Source organism: Desulfoluna sp. CYM3A (genome assembly GCF_056829965.1).
Genome location: NZ_CP186556.1, coordinates 4,622,629 through 4,643,771, shown reverse-complemented (window position 1 = coordinate 4,643,771; position 21,143 = coordinate 4,622,629). Strand labels below are relative to the sequence as shown.

18 protein-coding genes and 2 pseudogenes are annotated in these 21,143 nt (G+C 57.9%); 11 read left to right on the top strand and 9 right to left on the bottom strand.

The window, feature by feature from the left end; all coding sequences use genetic code 11:
- Positions 1-41: 41 nt before the first annotated feature.
- Positions 42-803 carry an aspartate/glutamate racemase family protein gene (locus tag ACOYW1_RS23535; RefSeq protein ID WP_482419979.1) on the bottom strand — a complete coding sequence of 254 codons (762 nt, stop codon included), beginning with the start codon at positions 801-803 and terminating at the stop codon, positions 42-44.
- Positions 804-1,356: 553 nt separating this feature from the next.
- Here ACOYW1_RS23535 and ACOYW1_RS23530 point away from each other — a divergent pair.
- The 3 genes from ACOYW1_RS23530 to ACOYW1_RS23520 all read left to right on the top strand — a co-directional run bounded on the left by ACOYW1_RS23530 (position 1,357) and on the right by ACOYW1_RS23520 (position 4,294).
- The gene (locus ACOYW1_RS23530; RefSeq protein ID WP_482419978.1) at positions 1,357-1,884 is read left to right on the top strand and encodes a hypothetical protein; all 528 of its coding nucleotides are present in this window, start codon (positions 1,357-1,359) and stop codon (positions 1,882-1,884) included.
- 374 nt (positions 1,885-2,258) lie between these two features.
- Positions 2,259-3,026, top strand: a complete 768-nt coding sequence (locus ACOYW1_RS23525) for a hypothetical protein (RefSeq protein WP_482419977.1) — start codon at positions 2,259-2,261, stop codon at positions 3,024-3,026.
- Positions 3,023-4,294 carry an autotransporter outer membrane beta-barrel domain-containing protein gene (locus ACOYW1_RS23520; protein ID WP_482419976.1) on the top strand — a complete coding sequence of 424 codons (1,272 nt, stop codon included), beginning with the start codon at positions 3,023-3,025 and terminating at the stop codon, positions 4,292-4,294. Before ACOYW1_RS23525 ends, ACOYW1_RS23520 begins: the two co-directional genes overlap by 4 nt.
- Here the strand turns inward: ACOYW1_RS23520 and ACOYW1_RS23515 are convergent.
- The 5 genes and pseudogenes from ACOYW1_RS23515 to ACOYW1_RS23495 form a co-directional block, all read right to left on the bottom strand.
- Entirely contained in the window at positions 4,272-6,725 is a 2,454-nt protein-coding gene (locus ACOYW1_RS23515) for a molybdopterin dinucleotide binding domain-containing protein (RefSeq protein ID WP_482419975.1), read from the bottom strand. The genes ACOYW1_RS23520 and ACOYW1_RS23515 overlap by 23 nt on opposite strands.
- Positions 6,722-7,186, bottom strand: coding sequence for a hypothetical protein (locus ACOYW1_RS23510; RefSeq protein ID WP_482419974.1), 465 nt, complete (start codon positions 7,184-7,186; stop codon positions 6,722-6,724). Before ACOYW1_RS23510 ends, ACOYW1_RS23515 begins: the two co-directional genes overlap by 4 nt.
- Positions 7,187-7,253: 67 nt before the next feature.
- Positions 7,254-7,349 (bottom strand): annotated as a pseudogene (locus tag ACOYW1_RS23505) (twin-arginine translocation signal domain-containing protein); the annotation flags it as partial.
- A complete protein-coding gene (locus ACOYW1_RS23500; protein ID WP_482419973.1) occupies positions 7,346-8,005 on the bottom strand; it encodes a 4Fe-4S dicluster domain-containing protein in 660 nt (219 codons plus the stop codon). The pseudogene ACOYW1_RS23505 and the gene ACOYW1_RS23500, both read right to left, overlap by 4 nt.
- 14 nt (positions 8,006-8,019) lie before the next feature.
- A complete protein-coding gene (locus ACOYW1_RS23495) occupies positions 8,020-9,045 on the bottom strand; it encodes a transglutaminase-like domain-containing protein (RefSeq protein WP_482419972.1) in 1,026 nt (341 codons plus the stop codon).
- A gap of 916 nt (positions 9,046-9,961) precedes the next feature.
- Between ACOYW1_RS23495 and ACOYW1_RS23490 the strand changes: the two genes are divergently transcribed.
- The 3 genes from ACOYW1_RS23490 to ACOYW1_RS23480 all read left to right on the top strand — a co-directional run bounded on the left by ACOYW1_RS23490 (position 9,962) and on the right by ACOYW1_RS23480 (position 12,277).
- A complete protein-coding gene (locus tag ACOYW1_RS23490; RefSeq protein ID WP_482419971.1) occupies positions 9,962-10,699 on the top strand; it encodes a sulfite exporter TauE/SafE family protein in 738 nt (245 codons plus the stop codon).
- A 238-nt stretch (positions 10,700-10,937) separates the two neighbouring features.
- Entirely contained in the window at positions 10,938-11,534 is a 597-nt protein-coding gene (locus tag ACOYW1_RS23485; protein ID WP_482419970.1) for an HD domain-containing protein, read from the top strand.
- A 452-nt stretch (positions 11,535-11,986) separates the two neighbouring features.
- Positions 11,987-12,277, top strand: a complete 291-nt coding sequence (locus tag ACOYW1_RS23480; RefSeq protein ID WP_482419969.1) for a hypothetical protein — start codon at positions 11,987-11,989, stop codon at positions 12,275-12,277.
- Between the two features lie 127 nt (positions 12,278-12,404).
- Here the strand turns inward: ACOYW1_RS23480 and ACOYW1_RS23475 are convergent, their stop codons facing one another.
- The 3 genes from ACOYW1_RS23475 to ACOYW1_RS23465 all read right to left on the bottom strand — a co-directional run bounded on the left by ACOYW1_RS23475 (position 12,405) and on the right by ACOYW1_RS23465 (position 17,686).
- A complete protein-coding gene (locus ACOYW1_RS23475; protein ID WP_482419968.1) occupies positions 12,405-12,866 on the bottom strand; it encodes a C-GCAxxG-C-C family (seleno)protein in 462 nt (153 codons plus the stop codon).
- 976 nt (positions 12,867-13,842) lie between these two features.
- Entirely contained in the window at positions 13,843-16,497 is a 2,655-nt protein-coding gene (gene acnA, locus ACOYW1_RS23470) for an aconitate hydratase AcnA (protein ID WP_482419967.1), read from the bottom strand.
- Positions 16,498-16,513: 16 nt separating this feature from the next.
- On the bottom strand, positions 16,514-17,686 hold the full coding sequence (locus ACOYW1_RS23465) for a citrate/2-methylcitrate synthase (RefSeq protein ID WP_482418036.1): 1,173 nt from the start codon (positions 17,684-17,686) through the stop codon (positions 16,514-16,516).
- Positions 17,687-18,285: 599 nt separating this feature from the next.
- On the opposite strand from ACOYW1_RS23465, the gene ACOYW1_RS23460 reads away from it, so the two are divergent.
- The 5 genes and pseudogenes from ACOYW1_RS23460 to ACOYW1_RS23440 all read left to right on the top strand — a co-directional run bounded on the left by ACOYW1_RS23460 (position 18,286) and on the right by ACOYW1_RS23440 (position 21,083).
- Positions 18,286-19,014: an FAD-dependent oxidoreductase gene (locus ACOYW1_RS23460; RefSeq protein WP_482419966.1), complete on the top strand. Its 729-nt coding sequence runs from the start codon at positions 18,286-18,288 to the stop codon at positions 19,012-19,014.
- Entirely contained in the window at positions 19,002-20,069 is a 1,068-nt protein-coding gene (locus ACOYW1_RS23455; RefSeq protein WP_482419965.1) for an FAD-dependent oxidoreductase, read from the top strand. The genes ACOYW1_RS23460 and ACOYW1_RS23455 overlap by 13 nt, the downstream gene beginning before the upstream one ends.
- Complete coding sequence (locus ACOYW1_RS23450; protein ID WP_482419964.1) at positions 20,069-20,248, top strand: FAD-dependent oxidoreductase; 180 nt, start codon at positions 20,069-20,071, stop codon at positions 20,246-20,248. Before ACOYW1_RS23455 ends, ACOYW1_RS23450 begins: the two co-directional genes overlap by 1 nt.
- Positions 20,245-20,760, top strand: a pseudogene (locus ACOYW1_RS23445) (FAD-dependent oxidoreductase); the annotation flags it as partial. The gene ACOYW1_RS23450 and the pseudogene ACOYW1_RS23445, both read left to right, overlap by 4 nt.
- Before the next feature lie 44 nt (positions 20,761-20,804).
- Positions 20,805-21,083 carry an FAD-dependent oxidoreductase gene (locus ACOYW1_RS23440; RefSeq protein ID WP_482419963.1) on the top strand — a complete coding sequence of 93 codons (279 nt, stop codon included), beginning with the start codon at positions 20,805-20,807 and terminating at the stop codon, positions 21,081-21,083.
- Positions 21,084-21,143 lie beyond the last annotated feature (60 nt).

Here is a 21,143-nt window from a genome sequence, read left to right as displayed (position 1 = left end):
GCAAGATGCTTTCGAGGTGGCACAGCTCGCCGCCCAAGGCCTTAACCGGCACCTTCCCCTTCCACAGCATACCGAAATGTGGCGTTGGCGTGGATCATGGTGGTGTTCAGGTAGAAAACACCATTGTGATGGAAGGTTTCGCATTGCTCCTTGCCTTCAAAGGCCAGGGGAAGCTCGGTGCATGCCAGGCACACGACGCTTTTCTTTCCTTCCGTCTGATCACAGGACGCACGGACGACCTCATCAATGCGGGCGCTGCCATTGTCGCTTTTGCCTTTGAACAGTTCGGAGATCAGCCCCGTTACCTTGGTTTTCAAGGCCGCTTCAGACGGGGCGAATCCGTTGACCCCGTGTCGTTTGAGATAACCGGGGAAGATCCCGGAGTCCATGGTGGGCTCTGTTCCCAGAATGAGGCAGTCGGACACCCCATGGGCCTTGCATGTTGCGGCCACAGCCTCAAAAATGCTGAGCACAGGGATGCGCAGCCCTTTTGTAATGGCATCAAATCGATTGTGGGGCGTGTTGCTGGCAATGATGGCAAAGTCCACGCCGTTGTCTTCAAGCCTTTTCAGCGCCTCATGAAAGTAGGCATCGTAGGCCTTCCATGACTCCTCGTCACCAAAGGTGCCTCTCCGGTTGAACGAATAGTTGATATTCACCGATTCAATGCACATCTCCGGCATGGGGGACGGCCCCGGGAGCCCGGCGTCGGCATGGTGTTTCTGGCTCAACTCACAGATGGCTTTGTAGTATTCAACGGTTGCGGGCCAGGCGAGGCCGCCTAAGATGCCGATCTTTTTCATGTTCGGTTCCCTCCGGTTGGGTGTGCATGGACGTAACGTCAGAAAAGCGTATTCCCGCGACCTCGGCACATGTTGAGTAACTCTCCGCAGTGCGTGGTTACTTCCTGATCAAATAACGATTTAGCACAGGCGCTGTTCCCGGACAAGGTGAAGAGGGCTACCTCTTTGGCATACACCATGGTAAGCTGTAAATCGTCATACATGCAGGATATTTGAATCGGTGCTTGTGCTTTTGGCCTTGTGCTCACAAACGGATTCATGTTTAATGAACGTATCCATGCCATTGTTTCCCATCTGTTTAAATATCATTGAATAAATCAGCCGGTGGTGAAGGCCTCCATCGTATCTTTTATACCCTATCTTCACAGGCAAGCTCGGTGTACCCTTTTTGCTGACTTCCTCTGTTCTTGTTTGAACCCACTACTGTTTCGGCTCGCCCGAAGGGTGAGAAAATCGAGTAGAAAACCGCGGATTGCATTCTGTAATAATTCATCATTGTCTCAATTGATCTGTTTTTTCATGAAAGATCCGGGCTAAGGATTTGGAGCACACCATGAAACTACGTAAAAGATATCTTATTTTAGTGGCCCTTTGCGTGATTCCCCTGCTTTCCTCTGCCGCAGAATTTGACCTGAGCCCCAACCAGCCGGTGCACCCCTTTGTGCCGTTGTCCAGCAGAGGGCACACCCTGGCTGACATCACCAGTTCAGGGGAGCTGCTGGCGCAGATTATCCTGTCGGGGGACATCAACCATTACGACAGCCTCAGGATCCACGCCGACTATGCCGACCACTTTGCCATCTCCCAGGAGCAGGTGGTGGCAAGCCTGCCGACATCCAACCTGCATGCCCTTGATACCCTTATTATCCAAGGAAACGACCGGTTGACCGACACGCTTTATCTGATCTCCGAAGCGCCGAGTCCCCGGGTGCCGCTACCGGGGCCCGCATCTCCCTATGAACTCTTCCTGACGTCCCTGCAGATCTCCAGATCGCCAAGCTCATCATTCTTTATCTACCTCGGGAGCGATGATTATGTCAACGGGGCGATCCATGTTCTATTTAAAAGCAATCCCCTTTGACGATGAAACCCTCAAGGTGTCCCATATACCCACCAGGGGAATTATTAAAACTTCCCGTGCTGCGACCATCACCGCCTCGAGTGGCCAGAACACCATCAACGGGGAGTTTAAATCAAGCAACGCCTTGAACGTTCACACCCTGCAGGGTGCGTCTCTCACCCTGGACAACTTTACCAGCATTGTCGGCAGCAGCTCGTCGCAGCTCCTTATGGACCCGGGGAGCCGTCTCAATCTTGCCAATTCAGAACTGGAGTTGTTTTCCTATGTGTCTCAACCATCTCAGATCACCGGTGCCACCCTTTCACTTAAAGGCTCTTACGGCTCCGGCTCTCCGGTGGGATTGTCATCGGCATCTGAGCACAGGCCCCCTTCAGGTGACGGATTCGACCATTCATTTGAACAACAACACCTACCTGCGTTCCTATATCCACAGCGGGGTATCCCCTGCGACCGGCACGTTTACCTTTCAGGGCAACAACACGGTACATTTCGGCGACGGCGCCTTTTTGTCGGCGTCCTATGACGACACAGATCTGGTGAACGGCACCCTCATCGTGGACGGAGGCACCACGGTTTTTCAACGCAGCTTTACCGGGGTTCCTGCCACCCATCCCGCCCTGAAGGTCTCTCGCCTGAACCTGATCAACCAGGCCGATGTCACCATTGACGGTGTTCACGGGCTGGATACCCTGGATTCTCTGGATATCAGGGATTCAACGCTCTCGTATTACAACAGCATCGAGGCGGACCAATTGACCTCCTTTGCCATGCATGACGGCAGGCTTGTGACAAGCCCCATGCGGTTTACCTCACAGCAATTCACCCTAAGCAACAGCGATGTGGTGTTGCGTCACCAGCAGGGGGATGCGCTGTCGTCCCTTGATTTCGCCGGTGCCGCAGCCGGGACGCCCTTTCAGGCCACGGGGAAAAACGAATTTCATCTCCGGATCCTGCCCGGTGGCCAGCCCATTGCGCCGGGGTTCAATCAATACAACGACTCCGTGGCCTTTACGGATGTAAACATCACGGGGATGCCCGCTCTGTCCCTGACCCTTGAGGCCCTGCAGGCAGGCCTTGGTGCCGATGCCTATGCGTCGGGGGAGCAGCCGCCGACGGACGTTATGACGTGTTGTTTTTTGTGACCAGTACCACGGACGGAGATGCCATTGGGTCCACCCTGGGGGGCAGCATGCCTGCCCTGCTTACGGCCAGGCAGACAGCCACGCCTTCAGCAGACGGCAAGGTGACGGTGAAGCTGGAGACGCAGCCATACACCACCCTTCTCTCCCACCCGGGCGTGACGACCCCCAACCAGAAAAACGGGATGCAGCTGATGGTCAACAGCGCCACTACCGGGAATGTACAGAACCAGGCCGCGCTGAACATGCTGACCAACGATCAGGTGGGGGCCCATGCAGACTTTATCCACGCGGAACCCTACTCGTCTTACATGACGGTCTCTTTGGAGCAGATCGATATGATTATCGGTACGGTGATGCGGCATGGTTTTCTTGAGCGCTCAGCGGGGGAAACCATGGGGCGTGATGAGTTGCCGCAACCGGAAAAGGGGATCTGGTTTGACGCAGGCCACGTGGACGGAAACGTGGACGGTGATGAGCACCTTGGCAATTTTGATTATACCCTCACCGGGTTCACCGTGGGCGGGACCCTGGCCCGTATTGGCGACGGGCTTCTGGGGGGCTACTTTTCCTATGGCCTCCAGGAGATGGACGAGCACGATTCTCTTACGGAGAGCTTTGACAGTTCCGTGTATCATCTTGGCGCATACCTTCTGCTCCCGGAACAGAACGGATGGCTCTTTGATGTGCTCTTGGGGTACAGCTATGGGGATCATGACTCCAAGCGGTACGTGATGGTGGGGCACACGGAGACGGTGCCCGAGGCAAGCTACTCCAGCCACAGCGTCTATACGTCCATCAGCACTAAAAAACAGGTTTTTGCCAATGAGGTACTGGCGCTTTTTCCGGAGCTGGGGCTCAGTTATATTTACTACGATCAGGAGTCGTTCACCGAAAGCGGCGACCCGAACCTCAGTCTTGCCGTTGATGATGCCGATGCCCAGGCCATTGTGGCCTCCGTGGGTTTGAACATGCAGTTTGCAGGGCTTCCGTTTGCTCCGAGGGTGTTTCCCCTCTCCTTTATTCGCTACGAGCATGATGTTTACGCAAACAGCAATGACGCCCACGACATCGACGCCTCCCTTGTCTCCCACCCGGAATTCACCCAGACCTTTGAAGGGCAGAACCGGGGCAGTGATATCATGACAGTGGGCATCGGCCTGGGAAGTTCTCTTTCAAGCCGTGTGCAGGCACGGGGCGGCGTGCTTTACTCTCTCAATGCCCATGGGGATGAGTGGGGGGCAGGGGTCAATCTTTCCTACGCGTGGTGATTTCTTGTTCCCGCCGGATCCTGACCCGGGTGCTGCTGAAGTCCGGGATCCCGGCCGCCGGATCCACAAGGGGTGTGCGGGCCAGGTGCTCGTCCAGGCGGGAGACATCGTTCATGTTGAGGCCTTTGGTGTATTCGGAGGTGGGGATCAGCCGGGAGCCGTCCATGATGCTCTCTCCGCCCAGGAAGGCCTGTGCCCCGTTATTTACCGTGAGGGACGAGCCGCCGAACTGGGTGTGGCCGAAGTGAAAGGAGATGGCGATACACCCCGGTCGCACGAGGTCGGTGGGGCGGGCCGTGCCGGAGATTCCCCCGGGGTTGCTTCGGGAGGAGACCTCGACCCGGTCACCTGCTTTAAGGTTCAGGCGGCGGGCATCTTCTGCGTTTATCTCCACATGGTTTTCGTCCTGGATTTCCATGGCCCGGTCACACCAGAGGGAGCGGGACTGGGTGTGGAGCCTGCTTTTGTAGGTCACCACGGTGAAGGGGTACTCTTTGTCCGCACGGCTTAACGGGACACCGGCTGAATCCGTTGGCTCCAGGTATCCGGGCACCCCGGAAAACCGAATGCCTGTCAGGGTGTTGCGCGTGGTGCCCAGGGCCTCGTTGTAGAGATGGACATGGGGCGTAGCCTTGGTAAAGCGTCCTTTGGAAAATCCCTTGTCATACGCTTCGAACACGCCTCCCCGGGAGAGCAGGTGGCAGACTCGTCGCCATTGGTCTTCGGGGAGGATTTTTTTGTGGGTGGCGATGGGGTAGTTGGTCTCCACAAACCGGACCTCTTCCGGGGAGGCTTCGGGGACTCCGGCGTTGTGGCAGATGTTGGCAAATCCCCGCAGATAGAAATCCTCGGCCCGGTTCAAGGGGTGGAGGGTGCCCTTGCTGTCCGGGATGGCCTTGTCCCCGAACCCGCCGAGGCCGAGGCCCTTGGCCAGGTCGATGAGGAAGGTCTCGGTGCAGAAGGGCCTTCCGTCTTTGGTGTGGCCGGTGAGGGGCTTCACCATGGGGGTTCGGATGGCGGAAAAGGTCAGGGCCGGGGCATGGGGCGTGAGCCATCCGTGGTGGCCTTCGGCGTAGCTGAGATCCGGTACGATGTAGTCGGCGTAGATGTTCGATTCGTTGATGGCCACATCCATGGAGACGTGCAGGGGCACCTTGTCGGTGCTTGAAAGGGTCTCTTTGAAGCGGTATCCCCCGGGAATGGAGTAGACCGGGTTGAAGAGGTAGGTAAAAAGGACCTTGGCCGGGTAGGGGTACTGCTCATCCATACCGCTTAAGCACTCCACGCACAGCCCGCCCTTGGAAAAGGGGAACCAGGGCCTCCTGGACGGGTAGCCGCTGCCCGTTTTCTCCTGTTTGGACCGGTACTCTTCGGTGGCTTCGTAGCTCGCTTTTTCCCGAGAGAGGGCCACGCCGGAGGGCTTTTTCCTGCCGGGAAAGCCTTTGAGGTCGAAGATCCCCTTGTGGGGGGCGCCTGCTTTTCCCCCGCCGTGGAGGTAGCCCCCCTGCATGCCGATGCTTCCCACCAGGGCGTTGAGGGCGGCCACGGCGTAGGCGGCCCCGATGCCGTTTACGTAGTTTCCGGCCCCATGGTACTGGGTAACGGCGGCGCGGGTGCCGTGGGATGAGAACTCCCGGGCCACGGAGGAAATTTGTGTTTCGGGCACGCCGCAGAAGTGGGCGTAATCAGAGAGGCTGTGGGAGAAGGCGCTCTCTTTGAGCAGGGCAAAGGCTGTTTTCACCCGGATGGGTGTGCCCGAGGCGTCTCGTACCACCCCTTCGGCCTCGAGTACGGCCTCAGAGGTCTCTTCGGCGGGCTGAAATGTCCCCTCCGGGCTCTGGACCATGGGGGATGTTTTTTTGAGCTCGCCCAAGGTTGGGTCCAGGTGCCCCATGCGAAGAAAGGCGCCGTCATCGGGGTGGTGGGTATCGCAGATGACCAGGTGGGTGGCATTGGAGACGGTTGCAAATCCGCGTTTCTGTGCTGTTTTGATGTTGGGGGCCGTGAGGTAGTCGCGGTTGACAGCCTGGTGTTCAATCATCCAACGGATCATCCCCATGGCAAGGGCCCCATCCCTGCCGGGTTTGACGGGGATCCACTCTTTGGCATGGGCCGAGGCCCGTGTGGCACGGGGGTCGGCCACGGCAAAATCGAGCTCACCCTGGCCGTGGCGCCGGGCCACCAAGGCACCGTAGGTGTTGATGCCGGGCTGAAGGGCTTCGTAAATATTGGCACCGATGACGAGGATATAGCGGGCATTGAGGGCGTCGGCCTTCAGCTCCGCCTGTTTGGCCCCGGTGAGGGCCCAGTTGCCCATGCGAAAGCCCAGGCCGCAGATGTCGGTGTGTCCGATGCGGTTTTTGGAGCCCACGGCCGACTTGACAAAGCGGTCGATGAACTCCTTTCGTCCTGTTTGAAGCCTTCCTGTCATGAACACAAAACCGTTTTGCTTTGGGCCCAGGCCCGGGTCGTTTTTCGAGACGGGCTCCTGGGCCAGGCAACCTCGCGCCGCCCCTCCTCCACCTCCCGCTCTTCCCCCAGGTGGGCAAAGAGTTTTCCTCCACCGGAGACCTCTGCAATCAGCTGGCCCCACTCAATGGGTTCGAATTGTCCGGATCCCCTGGGACCCGTGCGTTTTAACGGGCGAATGAGGCGGTAAGGGCTGTAGATGTGGGAGGGCGTATCCAGGGCTTTTCCGCAGACCGGGCTGGAGATCTGAAGGGCTTCAGCCACGGGTGTTTTGGCGTCAACGGGGGCAAACTGCATGTTGTACGGGTGATAGGGGTTGCCCGAGATATTGACCAGCCGCCCGTCCTTGACCACGCCCCGGACACCGCAACGCGCGTTGCAGGCCAGGCAGACGGAGTGCACGGTTTGGGTCCCCTTGTCCATGCGTGTGGGTGGCCTTGCGGCCCGTTCCTGTGGGCGAGGCCTCGGACGGTACTGAACTGGCCCCCGGAGCCAGGGCCATGGCTGCCCCGGCGGCGCTGGCTGTGAGAAAAGCCCTGCGGGAGAGGGGGCTGCTTTTTTTATCTTTGCGTTTCACTTTTTTCATGCCTGGGTTCCCCCAGTGTTTCCCTTGCAGAACAGGACCGCCCCGTTGGAATCGTTCTCGTTATGGCGGCGGATTGTTTCCACCTGACCGGCAAAGGCCTCATTCGGGCCATCGCTTCTGCCAAAGGTTCGGGCACCGGAGGCGCAATTCTCCACGCAGGCGGGCTGGAGCCCCTGGGTGATGCGGTCCAGGCAGAGGTCGCATTTATCAGCCCGGTTGCCGAAACGGGTGTCGGCAAACCGGGCGTTGTGGGGACAGGCTGGCAGGCAGGCCCCGCATCCGTTACAAAGGCTCCAGTCCATGGTCACCGCACCGCACGGGTCCTTGGCCGACGCCCCGGTGGGGCAGGCCTTGACGCACGGGGCATCGTCGCAGTGGTGGCACAGGGTGGGGGAAAAACCGAGGGAGGCGTGTGGAAAGGTGCCTTTCTCCTCTTCCACCACGTGGGTGTTGAATTTTCCCTTCTCCGTGTTGTGTTGCAGCTTGCAGGCCACCATGCAGGCATTGCATCCGGTGCACAGGGCGCTGTCCACAACCATCGTCCACTGACCCTCGGGGCGCTTTTTCGGGGCTGATTCGGCCCGGACCGCCAGGAGGCCGCCGGCCCCTGCGCAGAGCAGGAGACCGTGCTTGATAAACGTGCGTCTGTCTTCCATTTGAGGTACCCGGCCTAGTTCCCGGCGTCTGTCGCGAAGGTGACATTGTAATGGAACGCTTTGCTGTCAAAGTAGTTCAGCATCTTTCCGTCCACCTCGGCGGCGGGGTACATGAAGTAGTTCAGGGGCGCAGAGGCCCCTTCAAGGGCGGCTCCCCGGGCATCTTTTTGCAGGACCACGCGGAACAGGTCATCCCCGCCCCAGAAAAAGCGGCGCCGAATCCCAGCATCCTCGAGTTTGACGTTGTGGACCAGCATCATCTTGCGAACGTCCGCAGGATCCACCATCACCCATCCGGTGCCGGGCAGGTAGAACTCAGCCCAGCAGTGAAAGGCGCTGGTGATGTCTCCCTCTTTGGGGGAGGAGAGGCGCAGGCCGTACACATCCCGTGCGGGGATCCCGGCTGCCCGGGCAAGGGTGACAAAGACCGTGCTCAGATCGGCGCACTTGCCACCGCCGCCACACTCGTTCAGGGTTCGGGAGGGGATGCCGAGGCCGCAGCCTTTGACCTTGGGATCCCTGTATGTGTTTTCAACAACCCAGTCGTAGACCCCCTGGGCCTTTTCAAGGGTGCCTTCTTTGCCCTTCACAGCCTTTGCGGCGATGCTCTGCATCTCCGCGTCTGCTGCGGGAACCCAGGTGGTGGATTCCCGGTATTTTTTCACCGGTACGGGGAAGGGGGCATCCACCTCGGTGAGCTGTGTGTTTCTGCGATCTGCCTGGCTCACATGGAAGCTGAGGCTGGCCGATGGCTTGTTTCCTGCCTTGGCCCAGGTGGCATAAAGATAGACGGCACCGGAGCCGGGATCCCGGAGGACCTGTGACGCATCGAAATTGCCGGTGACCCGCACATCGGTGATGGTCTGGAAGGCGTCGGACATGGGGTAGGGGACCCAGAGTTTGACGGCCTGGTTAGAGGCCTCAACGGCAGGGGAAAGATGTAATGTGACCACTCCTGAAGGGGCTGAGGCGTGGGTTGTGGTTGCAATGAGCAGCCCGATGAGCAGGGCAGTCAGAATCAGTATCGATTTTGGCTTCATGGTATCCTCGCGTTTGGCACCTGATGGTGTTTAATAAGACCGAATCTCAGTCGACATGCCCATGGCTTTGGTCTTGATTGTATTCAAGAAATGTAGGGCCAATCGAATGTCGGGTGTAATATAACGATCCCATTAGTAAGTGGCCTTGGCTTGAGAACGGTTAGGGTGCGGGCAAAAAATAATTGTACAATCGAACGGTGCTGGCCGAATCAACGCTGATGCTTATCAACATGTCGTTCAAGACACTTGCGGCAAGGTCGCTATTCGGTGTCTGTCTATTTAATTTTTTTCCATCACCCTTACAGTAAGGACCGAAGGCCGAGGTTCGTGTGTGTGTGGGTCAGTGAATGTAAGGGGTTTGAGGCGGGACAATCAAATCGATTTTTTAGCGTTTTTTAAGTGGGTATATTGAATATATCAATAGTATTTATTGAAAATGTTGAATAATAGAGGTTCTGAAGGAGGACTAACATTTTTCTGCGAAGGACTAAGGAGGCGCAAAGGTTACGCATTTAGATTTTTGCCTCCGGCGGCCCTGCCGGGGGCAAAACGTTTGCCTATTTTTATGATCTGTGTTTGACAAACAGGTTTTGTTTTTGAAGGTACGTTACGACAGAGCAGAGTCCTCTTCTTTGATTACCGGAACGTTTTTGCGGCGCTTTTTTCAAAAAGCGACCCGCCGGGAGGCAACTCATTTTTTAAATGCGTTGACCCTGCAGAGAGGCGCGGTTCGTCTGGTCAAGGTTGGAGACGGTGTGATAGGGGCGTGTTCTGAATATTGTTTTGTTGATACATATCCGGGTTGGGATCAGAATTTACAAAAGGCCGGTAACACGGTAAAGAGTCGAGCGTCATCCCCGTATGGCATATTGGGCCGCGGGGTGTTGGATTTTTTCTCCTTTTTAGGATGTGTTGTATGAATGATTACCTGATCATGGCCCTTTTCTGGGGCCTCGGCGGCCTTGTGAACGGCATCGCCGGTTTTGGCTGCGCCCTTGTGGCCACCCCCCTTGCCACTCAGTTTATCGAGCTTCCCATAGCGATCCCTGCCGGAACCATCATCGGCCTTGCCATGAACATGCAGATGGGGCTTACCTTTCGCAAATACGCAGACTGGGACCGGCTGCGACCGCTGATTTTCGGCGCCTTTCCCGGTGCCCTCACCGGCGTGACCCTCATGAAAAAACTCCCCGGCGACACCCTGAAACTCGCCATGGGGATTTTCCTTATCACCTACGCCCTCTGGGGCCTCTTCTTCGAAGGCGCCTCCCGGCGCGTGGTCTCCAAATACTGGGGCGTCCTTGCGGGCTTCTCCTCGTCGGCCATCGGTACCTCCTTCGGCATGGGCGGTCCCCCCACCATTGTCTATACCTCCCTGACCGGCTGGAAGCAGGAGCAGATCAAGGCAGGCATCGGCAGCTTTTTCATGTGTGCAGGCATCATCATGATCACGGCCCAGACCCTGGCAGGCCTCCAGAGCACCGCCTCCGTCACCCTTGCCATGGTGGCGGTTCCCTCTGCCATCTCCGGCGGCTGGATCGGCATTCGCATCTCCCGGCTCATCGGAGACTTTTCCTACCGGAAGATCCTCTTCTCCCTCCTGGGGGCCATGGGGTGTATGATCCTCTACAAAGCAGCCATGGTGCTTTTGTAAAGCCATGGTTTCAGTGGCTTATATTAATGACAGAAAAACGCCTCCGGCGGCCCTGCCGGGGGCCACATTTTTGAAAAGTTTGATAAACAGGTTTTAAGTGCTGTTTCGGTTTATTCGACTACTGCTGCTTGATGGCTGTTTTAAACCCAAAAGGGGACGTGATCGCAACGTTTTTCCGGAGCTTTTTTCAAAAAGCGACCCGCCGGAGGCATAACGGAATAGTGACAAGGATAGATACATGGAATATGACAAGATAATCGCCTTTCTCAAAGAAGTTGAAACCTTCAAAACCTGTGAACGAACATGCCGCACGACCCGTGTAGATCGCCCGGAAAGCGATGCCGAGCACTCGTGGCACCTGGCCCTGTTTCTCATGCTCATTGAAGACGAGCTCGAAGGTGTCGACCGCATGAAACTCCTCCAGTTGGCCCTGATCCATGATCTCCCGGAGATTTATGCAGGGGACACGAACCCGTACAGGGGCAACACCGATGACAAGGAAGAAAACGAGAAAAAAGCAGCTAAAAAACTCTTTTCCCAGCTGCCCGCAGCCCTTGAAGCCAAACTGTCCGGCCTGTTTGACGAGTACATGGCCCAGGAGACCGCAGAGGCAAAAATCGTCAAATCCGCAGACAAGCTGATGCCCCTGATCCAGAACCTGTGCACCAATGAGGCCCATTCATCTTACAGGAAACTGTCCGTAACCCATGAAGAAGTGAAAGCTTACATGGGCCCGTATTTTCAATCCGGGGGCATGTTGAAAGCCTTCTATGATAAGCTGCTCACGGAAGCACGGGAAGACGGTGTGTTCCATGATGGAACAGAAAACAAGTAAAAGGGGGCTTTCTGGCGTCCCTTTCGCCCCATATTTTCGGATGCAGGAGCCTACCACCAGATACTTTTTTCATGCTGTCACCCTGGCCCACGGGATGCGAAGCGTAGGGTGCGGCTCCCGCACCGACCACCGCCTCGCAAGCCACCGGCTTTTCTTTCTAACGCATCCCCATAGCGATCATCACGGATCCCCTATTGCTGTTTTCGGAACGATGGGCGGTGCGCACGGCGCACCCGCCCGTATCCCGCAAGCCCATCGGACGAAATGGATGTAAGCTCCAGTTCAAGGAAATATCCCATTTTTCATCAGAAGCATGTAAACGGTTTACTCAACTCAATTTAAATACGGTAACTCAACTGTTTTTAACTCGCAGGGTTTGTATGGGTTTCTTTATATTTGGCGTTATCGTTTTCTTGATTTGTTCAACATTTCTTCATGTAGTAGGTAGTAACTTGGAAGAGAAAAAGAGAGGCCGGTTAATGGATAAATATTGTGATAAGCAATTAGTTGATAAATTAATGAAGAAAATGATTTGGCAAGGCCAGACTGAAGGGCAATTAGTTGATTCAATAGGGCGACCAGCTCACATTGAACAAGAAGATTTAAAAAACAAGGCCCGAGAAAGTTGGAAATATGAGCCAGCTAGAAGCGGCCGTATTACCTGGTGTTCTACATCGTCCCAGAACTTCACGGTAACTATAGAAAATGGCAAAGTGCATGGTTGGAATAGGGTTGATCTTTAATAAGAATTTATTTGGATCATATTTGACACTCTTCAAACGTGTTTGTTGCAAAACGAGATATGCCGCTTGTGATTAGGGGGCGCTGCGGAAATTCGCTTTCAATGTGGTTCAACTATGTCGCTATGAGTTATTGTTTTTCTGAGTTTTGTCTTTGCGTGGAGCTTAGGGCTTCTCCTTGATGTGTCCTGTCTGTCATGGGGTGACGTTTCTGGAGGTGAAGCTGATTGGCGCGACATGTTATGGGCTCGCAGAGATGAGGCGGGTTGTCGGGGTGAAATCCTTCGGGTCTCAGAACGCTGCATTGCAGGCTGCCAAAGCGCTTGTGAAAGGCGGTGGAAAAGCCGGTACGCTGCAGTTGAAATCTCAAGTCCGGGATACTGTGTTTTCTTCCCCAGATACCTATAAACATGAGGGTGCCGGAGACCAGCCCGCAGAGCGCGCCGTGTTTAGCGGCACCGGGCAGGCCAATGGCGGAGCTGATCACCTGCTCATGAAGGGGGGTCCCAAACGCTTCCGCCAGTATTTTTAGCGTTGTCGTTGTACAGTTGAAATCGTCTTTCCAGTAATAGGTGTTGACTCGGTCTTTCACAAATGTGTCTGTTATCATGGTTCGATTCGAATGGTGTGTGTCGTTATCAGGCTATGGAGGCCAACCCTCCTGTGGGGTGGCGATCTTTTTCTACTCTTTTACCGAGCCATGCATCATAAAGAGAAGCCGTTTTTAGCAGCATGGAACAATGGCTGGGATTGCCAGCCTTACTCCTCTCTCCTTTACTCGTGAAGAATCTGGAAATTTTATTGCTCTAATGCATGGAGATGAAACTGCTTTTGTCTTTCTTCTTTTCCGAAACAGGCAAGAAACACATCAGGTTCAGAGCCGGGACAACAATCATGACAAAAATTAGAAAGACGTCCCTGTCACTCCACGGAGAAGAGAGCTGTGTTAACATCAGAATAGCGATGAAAAATTGGATGGTGTTTGCGATCAGTGCGAAAATAGTCATTTTTTTCCCTCCCGTTGACATTGTGACGATGCTTGCCTCGTGAAAAGGGATGCTTTCTGGGGCTACATGCCCTGGCCTTTTCAGGCGTCTCCCTCCTCCTTTTGTCAATTCCATAATCAGGTGAGCTGTGCCGAATTCAAAGGGTCAATATGGAGCGGTATCTGGATCTCCATGTTTTGAAGGTAAATACTATTTGATTTGATCTCAGTTATTGGAATGAGACCACAGTTTGTATGGCAAAGCAAGCGTGGAAAGGCGTGTTTTTGGTCGGGGGGCAGAATGATCTGAGTGGATATGGGGACGGGGTGGCGTTTTCAGAAGCAAATGGGGCCATATCCCGCTATTCCATCGGATGACGTGGCGTTTATTCTGATACAGGTGTCATTGAGGTGAAAGGGGCGTGGTGGGGGGACGATGATGGTCATGTCCCTGTGACATGTTGGCGTGCATACGTATCTCCATGGCGATTATTACGGATAAGCCTTTGTTGTTTCAGGAACGAAGGCGGATTAGACTTTTTAGCCCCCGGCAGGGTCGCCGGAGGCTTTTTTGTTGGAAAAATTATTTTTCAAGCAATTCACGTAACACCATGGGCAGGATGCCGCCGTGGCGGTAGGTTTCCACCTCCTTGGCCGTGTCCAGGCGGACCTTGACGCCAAAGAGGATGGCCTGGCCGTTTTCTTTCTGGGCGCGGACCGAGAGGGTGCCCCCGGCTTCCAGGGTGTCCAGGCCTGAGAGGGAGAAGGATTCGGTGCCGTTCAGGTTGAGGGTACGGGCGGACTCGTCTGCAAGGAACTCCAGGGGGAGAACGCCCATGCCTACGAGGTTGCTGCGGTGTATGCGCTCAAAGGACTGGGCGATGACGGCCTTGACTCCCAGGAGGAGGCTGCCTTTGGCGGCCCAGTCCCGGCTGGAGCCGGTTCCGTACTCGGTGCCGGCCAGGATGATAAGGGGGGTCTCCCGGTCCTGGTAGGCTTGGGCGGCATCGAATATGAAGGTTTCATCGTGTTCGGGAAAGAGGGTGGTGTAGGCCCCTTCCCGGCCGTGGGCCAGCTCGTTTTTGATGCGGATGTTGCCGAAGGTGCCGCGCATCATGACTTCGTGGTTTCCCCTGCGTGAGCCGTAGGAGTTGTACTGGTCCGGGGGCACCCCCTTGCCGGTGAGATAAGCCCCTGCCGGGTAGGCTGGGGGGATGGCCCCTGCCGGGGAGATGTGGTCGGTGGTGACCGAATCCCCGAGTTTGGCCAGGACCCGCGCACCGGTGATGGTGTCCGGGGTGGGGAGCGCCAGGGAGAAATCATCGAAGAAGGGGGGCTTGCGGATGTAGGTGGAGTTGGTGTCCCAGTCAAAGGTGAGGCCCGCTCCCGAGGCAATGGCCTGCCAGTGCTCGTCCCCATCGTAGAGGGAGGCGTAGGTGGCGGTGAAGGTATCGGGGGTGATGCACCGGTTGACGACCGCCTCGATCTCTTCCCGGGAGGGCCAGAGGTCGGCCATGAAGATCTCCTTACCTTCGGGGGTGCAGCCGATGTGCTCGTGCAAGAAGTCGATGTCGGTGCGCCCGGCAAGGGCAAAGAGCACCACGAGCATGGGGGAGGCCAGGAAATTGCTGCGCACCTTCTGGTGGACGCGCGCCTCAAAGTTCCGGTTGCCCGATAGCACGGCGGCCACGTTGAGGTTTTCTTCTTCGACCACGTGGGCCACCTCCGGGGGCAAGGGGCCGCTGTTGCCGATGCAGGTGGTGCAGCCGAAGCCCGCCAGGTGGAACCCAAGCTGCTCCAGGGGAGCCAAGAGGCCCGCATCTTCCAGGTATTTCACCACGGCCCTGGATCCCGGGGCCAGGGATGTTTTGACAAAGGGCGGCACCGAGAGCCCGAATGCCGCGGCTTTTTTGGCGATGAGGCCTGCCCCAAGCATCACATGGGGGTTGGAGGTGTTGGTGCAGGAGGTGATGGCTGCGATGACCACGGAGCCGTCCTCCACGCGGCAGAGGGTGCCGCCCATGGAGATACTCCGGCCCTTTTTCCGACCGTCGAAGGCGGCCTCCATGGCGGGTTTGAGCTTTGGCAGGGGAATCCGGTCCTGGGGGCGGGAGGGACCTGCCACAGAGGGCGTGATGGCCGAGAGGTCGAGTTCGATGACCCGGTTGTACGAGGGCTCTGATGCGGGGTCGTGGAAGAGCGCGGTCTCCTTGGTGTAGGCCTCGGCAAATCGGGCGGCATCGTCCCTGCCCGTGGCTTTGAGGTAGCCCAGGGTCACCTCGTCCACGGGGAAGAGGCCCACGGTGGCCCCGTTTTCAGGGGTCATGTTGGCGATGGTGGCCCGGTCCGGCAGGGAGAGTTCGGACAGGGAGGGGCCGAAGTACTCCACGAACTGCTCCACCACCACCTCCTGGCGCAGCCGCTCGGTGATAAAAAGCACCACGTCCGTTGCCGTCACCCCTTTGGCAGGGGCGCCGCAGATGCGCACCCCGGTGACGCTGGGCAGGCGCATGGACAGGGGTTGTCCCATCATCACGGCCTCGGCCTCGATGCCACCCACACCCCAGCCCAGGGTGCCCAGGGCGTTGATCATGGGGGTGTGGGAGTCGGTGCCCACCAGGGAGTCGAGGAAGGCCCAGGCACGCCCGTTCCGGGTTGCGGTGGCTGCCACCGTGCCCAGTTTTTCCAGGTTGATCTGGTGACAGATGCCGGAGTTGGGGGGCACGATCTTCAGGTTGTCGAAGCTCTTTTGAGCCCATTTCAAAAAGGCGTAGCGCTCCCGGTTGCGGTCGAACTCTAAGCCCACGTTTTTTTCAAGGGCTCCTTTCATGCCGAAAAAATCCACCTGCACCGAGTGGTCGATGATCAGATCCACGGGCACCTCGGGGTTGACCCGTTCAGCCGGGAACCCGGCCTTAACGGCGGCGTCCCGCATGGCGGCCAAATCGCAGAGGGCAGGAACGCCCGTGAAGTCCTGCATCAGCACCCGGGCCGGGTAGAAGCTGATGCCCACGGCGGAAAACCCTTCGGCACGCCAGGAGAGGAGCCGGGTGAGATTCTCCGGGGCAAGGCGTCCCCAGAGGATGTTGCGCACCATGTTCTCCGCCAGGATTTTCAGGGAATAGGGAAGCCGGGAAGGGGTTGCGCTGTAGACCCCGGCAAGGCCATCCACATGCACGGCGGCGTATGGACGGCCGTCCACAACCACGTCTTGGATCAGGGAGTCCAGGGAGATCACAGGTTGCCTCCTTGCATTATCGTTTGTCCATGGGGACAAGGGTGCAGCCTTCGGGGCCGCAGTAGGTGCCGATGTATTCGGATTCCGGCCGGTAGAGAACAGGCTTGTGGGCCTCGTCGGCGAACTGCTCTTCGATGATGTGGGCGCCCCATCCGGCCATGCGGCTCATGGCGAACACCGGGGTGAAGAGATCGTGGGGCAGGCCCATGGTGTGGTAGAGGGAGGCGCTGTAGAAGTCCACGTTGGGGAAGATCTCCATGCCTTTCTTCTCTTTGAACAGGGCCTTGCCTACCCGCTCCAGCTCTTCGGTCATTTCATACCAGTGGGTGTCCCCGACACGCTCGCCCACCTCTTTGCTCATGGGGCGCAGGATCTCCACCCGGGGGTCTCCGTTTTTGTAGACGGCATGGCCCAGGCCCATGACAAGTTCGCCTTTTTCCAGTTTTTCCTCCACAAAGGGCCGGATGTTCTCCTTGCTGCCGATGGCTTTAAGCATCTCCATGACCCGGGTGTTGGCCCCGCCGTGGAGCTCTCCGGAGAGGGAGCCGATGGCCGCGGACACCGCAGCGTACATATGGGCCCGGGTGGAGGCCACCTCCCGGGCGGCGAAGGTGGAGGCATTAAAGGCGTGTTCGGCGTGCAGAATCAGGGCCCGGTCAAAGAGTTCGGCCACGCGGCGGTCCGGCCGTTTGCCCGTGATCATGTAAAAGAAGTTTTCGGCCATGGAGAGGCCCGGCACCGGATCGATGGGCGCCAGCCTCTGGCGGATGCGGGTCCAGGCCGCCACCACCGTGGGGAGCTTGGCGATGAGGCTCATGGCCCGGTTGCGGGCCAGGGGGAGGCTGTTTTCGGGGAGGGTGTCGTCGTGGTGTGCCAGGAGGGCGACGCAGGCCTGGAGGATATCCATGGGGGGCGTGGTCACCGGCCGCGTCTGCATGGCGCAAATGAGGTTGGGGGGCAGGGTTCGGTTCCTCTCCAGCTGGTTGGAGAAGTTTACCAGCTCATGAATGTCGGGCATCTTGTCATACAGGAGCATGTGAGCCACCTCGGCGAAGGTGGTCTCCATCGCCAGGTCCTGGATGAGGAAGCCGCGATAGAGGAGGCGGCTGTTGGCACCGTCCACGTCGCAGATTTTGGTGCTGGCGATAACCACACCGCGAAGGCCGATGTTCTTGATGCTGCTGTCCATGGTGTCCTCCTTGTTAGGCGTCGGGTCGTGTTGACATGGGGTCGGGAGCGGGGCCGGGTGCGGCCATATCCGCCCGGGCAAAAACGTCACGGAGTGCCGCGGGAGGCACAGGGGGGAACGGATTGGGCAAAACACTCCGAAGGCGCCACCGTGCAACAAAAGAGGGCCCGGATGCGGGCGATGCGAGCAGGCAGGGTAGCAAGCAGAAGCGCAGAAGAGATGGGTAGAAGCTCTGCAAGAAGTTGATATGAAAGGTGTTTTTATAACGAACTTGCGGCGGCTTGGAATACTTAATTAAACATGAAATCCCTGAGAACCACAAGGTTAAAAAAACGCAACCGCCTTGCGTGGCTGTCAAAAAGAGAGTATATTTAGCGGTAACAATTCCATGTCACGGGCCTGGTGCGGGGATTCATCTCTGCAGGGGCCCTCTTCCCTTGCGGGGCGGCCTCTTCCCCTGGTCCGGTTTCCATCTTCTTGCCTTGCGTCTCGACCCCGGCCCTTCCCGCTTCCTTGAACCAAGACCGTAACCGTCTCACCACGATTAGTGTCACGAATCGTCAATCAGCCTTACAGAAAAGACCCCACGGGAAAAGCCGATGAAACGAGAGATCTACAGCAGCCAGCGCGGGAACGACGGGACCAGCGGCATGCTCCGCATTATCAAGGAGATCGCCTTTTCAGACGACCCGAGGGATTTCGGGTACATGGCCGATAACGTTCCCTGCCAGCATGCCTGCCCCGCCGCCACCAATGTGCCCGGGTATATCCGGTGCATCACCGAGAACCGCTACGGGCGCTCCTATGAATTGAACCGGGTCTACAACATCCTGCCCGCCACCCTGGGCAGGATCTGTTCCCGGCCCTGCGAGGCGGCTTGCCGCCACGGGGAAGACGACCTGGGCGACCCGGTGAATATCTGCCACCTGAAGCGGTCGGCAGCCGATTTGAAACCGGCCATGCACCGCATCAAAGAGGATCTGTACGCCCCGTCCGGCAAGAGCGTGGCCGTCATCGGCTCCGGCCCTGCCGGCATCGGCGCGGCCCACGACCTGGCCGTTTACGGGCATAACGTGACCCTTTATGAGAGGCGCTGCCCGAAGCAGGCGGGATGCTGCGCTACGGGTCCGGCGTTTCGGCTTCCCCGGGATATTCTGGACCTGGAGATCGAAAATGTCCTGAGGCTGGGGGTGACGCTCCAGACCCGGGTGCTGGTGGGGCACGATGTCGTTCTCAAAGACCTCCTGAAAAAACACGACGCCGTGATCACCACCGTGGGTTGCATGGAGCCCAACCGCCTCAGGGGGTGGCGGAGATGGAGGGGGTGATTTCCGGCCTGGACTACATGGTGCGGACCAACCTCGGCCAGGACGTGGAGACGGGCAAGCGGGTCATCGTGGTGGGGGACGGCTTCACGGCCATGGATTGTGCCCGCACCTCCCTTCGCATGGGGGCGGAAAGCGTGCGCATCAATATCCTGGCCACCGAAGAGCACATGCCCGTGGACGACCATGAGATCCGCGAGGTCAAGGTGGAGGGAGGACGCATCTACAGCCTGGTGAGCACCCACCGGATCCTGGGCACAGGGGGCCGGGTGGAGGGGATTGAGTTCCTGCGAACCCGCCTGGAAGACACCCCGGACGGCAAGGGCCGCATCGCCGTGCCCATTGAGAATTCCGAGTTTGTCATGGAAGCGGACACCATCATCAGCGCCATCGGCCAGCACCCCCGGGTGGACCTGGGCCAGCCCCTGGAAATGGACGGGCAGCGCATTGGGGTCAAGGCAGGCCGCTTTCTCACCTCCGTGGACCGGCTCTACGCAGCCGGGGATTGCGTCACCGGTGCCTCCAACGTTATTTCCGCCCTGGCCGCAGGGCGCCATGCCGCCCACGAGGTGGACGAGCTCTTTGCCGGGCGCAGGAGAAAGGCCCTTCTGGTGCGGTTTGAACCGGCGGAACAGACCGACCGGGAGCGGGAGTACGATTTTATCAAGCCGGTGCCCATGCCCACCCTGCCCGTTGAAGAACGCTTTGAGGAGGCGGATAACGAGGTGGAGAAGGGCTACGGCGAGGCCGAGGCCGTCAAGGAGTCGTTGCGCTGCTACCTCTGCAGCCTGAAGTACGAGATCGACGTCTCCCGTTCGGATTGTTCCATGTGCATCGACGTGGCCCCCCGGGACTGCATCAAGATGATCACAAGCGTTGCCGAGAACCCGGACGGAAGCTACGGAGAATATAATGAAACGGGCAACTGGAACGACGTGGTGGCCATTGCCATCGACAACAAGCGGTGTATCCGTTGCGGGAAGTGCTACGAGGTCTGTCCCATGGACTGCATAACCATAACCAAAACCGAGCTGGTGGAAGTGGACAGGGAGGAGTGATGCCCAAGGACGACCATTACGTCATCATAGGAAACGGCCCGGCGGGCAACAGTGCGGCCGATACCCTGCGCCGGGAAGACCCCGAGGCCAGGATCACCATCATTTCCGATGAGAAGCCCCGGTTACAAGCACCGGGTGCCTCGGCTACCGCGGAGGCTGCGAGGCCGAGGACCTCGTGATTCGTCCCTACCGCGGCTATCAGGAGAAGCATATCCGCCTGCGCCTGGGCCAGCGCGTGGAGAAGGTGGATCCGGCCGAAAAGGTGGTCTACCTCCGGCACATGGAAAAGGTGCATTTTACCAAACTCATCCTGGCCGTGGGGGCCTCGGCCCGAAGGCTCCCCACACACGCCGGGTTTGCCGATCACCTTCACTGCCTGGCAGGGTTCGACGACGCCCGGAGCGTCCGAGACGCCATGGAAAAAGTCTCCAGCCTGGCCGTTCTTGGCGGGGACCTTACCAGCATGGGCTTTGCCCGGGAGGCGCGAAAAGCTGGCAAGGAGGTGGTGTTTGTCCTCTACAGCAGCCTCTTCTGGCCCGTGAGCCTCAAGGACGAGATTCAGAAAAGCGTGACCAAGCGCCTAACCTCCCTTGGGGTGACGGTCATCACCGATGCCGAGCCCGTGACAGACGTGCGGCCCGAAGGGGAGGGGTTTACCCTTACCCTGCCCGACGGCGCTGAGCTCTCGGCGGACCTGGTCCTTCCTTCGGCTCCGTACCCAACATCCGGTTTCTCGTGGGCAGCGGCATCAACACGGAAAAGGGGGTGCTTGTGGATCACCTCATGCGCACCAACCACGAAGACGTCTACGCCTGCGGGGATTGCGCCCAGATCTACAACCCGGACCTCAAGGATTACTGGGTTTCCGTGGGCTGGGGCAATGCCGAGGCACAAGGGGAGATCACCGCCATGAACCTTCTGGGCGGGAAGATTATCGCTACCACCAGCCCAAGGACAGGTTCCGTATGGTATGGGGTTACCATCCGCACCTCCTGGTGGAAATCCTTCGCATAACCGGGTTCGCAAATGCTCCCGGCCTTCGTTCCTCAGGCCGATCACATTCGCTGACGGGCT